We start from the raw sequence: 3969 nt of genomic DNA, 5'->3' as shown, positions 1-3969 counted from the left end.
AGAAAAATACATTCCACAGAACTATCAATACACCTCTCACCCAAATAGTAAAAAACAGGTTTAAGGCTTCTGAAAAAGAAGTTCCTCGAGCAACGAAGATTGGAAAGTTAAGAATGGGATGAATATTTATTTCATCTGTCAGAGTTTCAACCTAAACCACTTCATCGCCCACTCTCTGAGCGACGTGCTAGTCCAGATGCCACTTCTTGTGCTCACCTACTTGCTTTTGCCCCTCTTCCACAAAGACCTCAATGGTTCCCAAAAATTCTCATTCATAGAAACGGGGAGAACGCTGCGCAACCTTGTTGATGAAGCTATCTCAAGGGGGGGGGCAACCCCCCAGCGGTGAAGAAGTTTTGCCCCATCGTCTCTGCTAAAAGCCCATTAGTTAAGTGGAAAATTGGTCTCCCCTTAAGAGGAGATCGTCGAAGAAGGTGATGTGGAAAAGCTAGGCTTGCTCGTGTGAAATCCGGTGTGGTTTCTGAAGATTATTCGGTTGTGCGTTTAATTGGATTGTGGGCTTGCTTAAAGATTGATTCGCTACCGGGTTGTTATACCTATGTGGGGGGGAAGTTTAGTAAGTGTGGAGTATGATTTTTGCGCTTTCTGAAATTGTTTAATAAATATGGGCCGCGGCAGTTATTCACGCTATAGGCAGTATCAACTTTCTCTTCGACCCCAGTTTCAAACCATACGTTAGTGTCAGCGACATAAGCAACTATTTTGGAACATTTAAAAACACCGTCACGCAGAAATCAAAGCTCATCCGCGACATGTTCAAAATGAGACACTGGGACAGGGAGTTCTCCACAACCAGAGTTATGGAGCACAATCCATTCTCTAAACTTGTAACGATAAACGGGTTTATAGTAAATATAGACTCATTGCCACCAGAAGACCGAGAAATAATCCAGAGGAAACGCAACCAAGAAAAATAAACACACAAAATTTCAGTGCCGAAAATCAACCCACCCCTCAAGCCTTCACCGTCAAAAAAGCAGCTGTCAGCCGTTTCAAACCACAAAATTTTGAAAAATGTCACCAACATTCTTTTATAAGAACACAACCCCTAAAAGATTAGAGTAAAAACCATAGAAAAAAATTAAAAATTAAAAGCTACACAGAAGGAATGCCCGGCTTGGAATCAACCAGTGAAGTTTTGAGGCGTCTAAACTCATTCTTTGATAAAGTCGAAGACCTAGACTTCGTAGTAGTCTACGGCTCCTTTGCCCGCGGCGACTTCACAGAAACAAGCGACATAGACCTAGCACTCAAATTTCACACACAAGCCAACTACAGCAAAGTTAGCAACCTCATAATGGACTTGGCGAAAAACCTACAAGTAGTGGAAGACCGAATAGACATCCTCATCCTACAAGAAGACCTACCCATAGAACTCCTATTCAAAATTGTGAGAGACGGCCTCTTCGTCACAGGCAACCAAGAATCCTACAAAAAATTCCGAGACAAAACAATCTCCCTGTACCTCGACTTCAAACTATTCAAAGAAAAACTAAAACTAGGAGAAAAATACCTAAAAACCCTAACAGCAGAAACAAGCCCAAAATCCACAAAGAAACCATAAACAAAACTCTCAAAGAAACACCCCCTCCCAAAAATTTAACAATAAACACACAGGGAAAAAACAAAAGCATAATACCACACAAAAAGAAAAACAAGACGTCAACAAGCTACCACCACAACCAAGAAAAAAGATTGGCTTCCGCAAGCTGGCACCCAAAGCTGTGAACTGCGGGGAGCGTGAAACCGTGGGAGAAATAGAAGAACGCCTAGAACACATAAGAAAAAATGTAAAAGGATTAGACCAGCTACTCAAAGAAAAAGAAGCCCAAAAAGTGATAAACGACTTCACACTTCTCAACGCAGCTCTCCATATGCTCCAAACAAGCATCCAATCCCTCATAGACTTGAGCACCCGCCTACTCTCAGAACTAGGCGAAAAACCACCAGCCACATATGGAGAACTGCCCGAAAAACTCTCAGAAAACAAAGTGTTGTCCCACAGTGAAAGCCTAACAGCCAAAAAGGTAATCGGATTCAGAAACATCATAGTCCACACATACTTGGACGTAAACACAAACATTGTCCTAAACATACTCAAGGAAAGAAAATACCACGATATACTCAAAATAGCACTGAAAATCCTAAAATACGCACACGAAAAAAAGATAGACCCATAACCAAAACAGAAAAAAAGCCGAGAAAGTGGTCAGTCAAAATATTGATTCGAGAATATACTTATGAGCCAATAAATAGATGGATGATTGTTTGTATCCTTTTGAATGTATTTCTACTTGAGTATTTCCAGAAACGCTTCCACCCTCGTGGTGAGTTGCCCAGTATCCTCATCGCTGTAGTCCGTTTCCACAGCAAGCATTGGTATGTTAACCTGTTTAAGGGTCCTCTCGATTTTGCGAGCCTCAATATTATAGTCGTGGCATGTCTGCAGTGAATAGTGTATAACCCCGTCCACCTTGAAATACTTAGCCATCTGGAGAATATCATCAATTCTTCCACTATTTGGCGTGAAGCAGGCACAGTGAATTCTTAGGCAGGCATCCAGCAGTGATATTAGCAAACCATCCACATCATTGGGAGAACTGTCCACCCGCCTCATACTGAGAAATCTTGTCCCCACACAGGACTCCTCCACAACTATCACCGCCCCACTATTCTCCACAATGTTGTGCAGCTTCCAGTTCGGTATAGCCATGGGACACCCCGAAACCATAATTCTAGGAGCATCCACATCAACAACACCCACACCATTCCTAACCCTTTCCTCCAACTCTTCCACAAGCTCACTGGTTTTCCTAATAAATCGTTGAATCTCATCGTTGATTGAAATTTGGTTGACAAGCAATACATCCTTACCACTTATCGGTGGAGGCACCGCCTTTCTAGTATTATTAAGTCTCTCAAGCACCTCTCTTTTCGCATTTACCATCTCAATTGCATTTTTCAAACTTTCAACAGTAATCCTGTTCCCAGTCAGCTCCTCAAGTTTAGACGCAAGTAGCTTCAACTCTTTCAGAAACAGTTCTCTAGACTGCATGGTTTCTGGTTTCTGTGGCAGCTCAACAGTATAAGTAGAACAAATGTTACCCAACAATTCATAGACCTTCTTTTTACCATCACACGTTGTTTCCCCTACCAAAAGATCAGAGGATTGAAAATATGGACAAACCCTAGAAAGCTTAAACCCAAAGGAAGACTTTATCAGAGGGCAAATATTCCTGGGCAGAAACTGTTCAGCGATTGGAACTGTGAAATTCGAACCACCACATAGGCCAACAAACACAGCGCCCGAAGCCAGAACCAATTCTTGGGGAAGATACAAGCAAAAGGCTCCAACCACCTTTCCTCCCTGAGCCTTAAAATCGTAGAGTTCCTTTATTCTCAACTTGTGCAATTCAGAGATTATATAGTCATAGTACTCCATCGCCTTGGGTCTATTCTTCTGGGTGAGAAACACTCTCTGATACGCGTTGGGAAGCCTTGTGAGAATCAGTTCATGCTTCTCAACATCCATATCCAACTCCTGCCAAATCTTCCTATAAATCTCCATATCTACAACCTCTTTTTTGACCACTCACAATTAATATTAAAAATATTAATAGTAGGTATTAAAAAAAATAATATAAAGCTTTCCCCAAAAAACAGCCAAAAGAGCCAAAAACGAAATAAAAAAATAACACCACACCAATTTAACCCCCACCTCCAAACTAAAAAACCACAACACGCAAACATCCCAAACAAAGGATAAAACATGTACCCAATACCCGAAAACAAACCCAAATTCTACAATTTTATAGACAAAAAACTTTCAATCTCCGTAGCTGGAGAACGGTTTTTGCAAGGGTTGTATCATTTTATTTTGCCCCCGTATGTGAAAGGTGTGGGGGGCGCATTTCAGCCGGTGAGTGGTCTGGAATGACCTTATTTTGG

General features: G+C 41.6%; 5 protein-coding genes. 4 read left to right on the top strand and 1 reads right to left on the bottom strand.

Annotation, left to right across the window (positions count from 1 at the left end):
* Positions 1-196: 196 nt before the first annotated feature.
* From ACUVXA_RS17710 to hepT, 4 genes are all read left to right on the top strand, one after another.
* Entirely contained in the window at positions 197-349 is a 153-nt protein-coding gene (locus ACUVXA_RS17710; RefSeq protein WP_445872611.1) for a hypothetical protein, read from the top strand.
* Between the two features lie 274 nt (positions 350-623).
* Positions 624-938, top strand: a complete 315-nt coding sequence (locus ACUVXA_RS17705; protein WP_445872612.1) for a DUF6398 domain-containing protein — start codon at positions 624-626, stop codon at positions 936-938.
* A 191-nt stretch (positions 939-1129) separates the two neighbouring features.
* On the top strand, positions 1130-1585 hold the full coding sequence (mntA, locus tag ACUVXA_RS17700; protein ID WP_445872610.1) for a type VII toxin-antitoxin system MntA family adenylyltransferase antitoxin: 456 nt from the start codon (positions 1130-1132) through the stop codon (positions 1583-1585).
* A 184-nt stretch (positions 1586-1769) separates the two neighbouring features.
* Positions 1770-2201: a type VII toxin-antitoxin system HepT family RNase toxin gene (gene hepT, locus ACUVXA_RS17695; protein WP_445872609.1), complete on the top strand. Its 432-nt coding sequence runs from the start codon at positions 1770-1772 to the stop codon at positions 2199-2201.
* A gap of 110 nt (positions 2202-2311) precedes the next feature.
* On the opposite strand, the gene ACUVXA_RS17690 is transcribed toward hepT, so the two are convergent.
* Positions 2312-3589 carry a double-cubane-cluster-containing anaerobic reductase gene (locus ACUVXA_RS17690; RefSeq protein ID WP_445872608.1) on the bottom strand — a complete coding sequence of 426 codons (1278 nt, stop codon included), beginning with the start codon at positions 3587-3589 and terminating at the stop codon, positions 2312-2314.
* Between the last annotated feature and the right edge of the window lie 380 nt (positions 3590-3969).

Source organism: Candidatus Jordarchaeum sp., assembly GCF_052745115.1.
The sequence above is the reverse complement of the archived record's forward strand: the minus strand, read 5'-3'. Positions and strand labels throughout refer to the sequence as shown.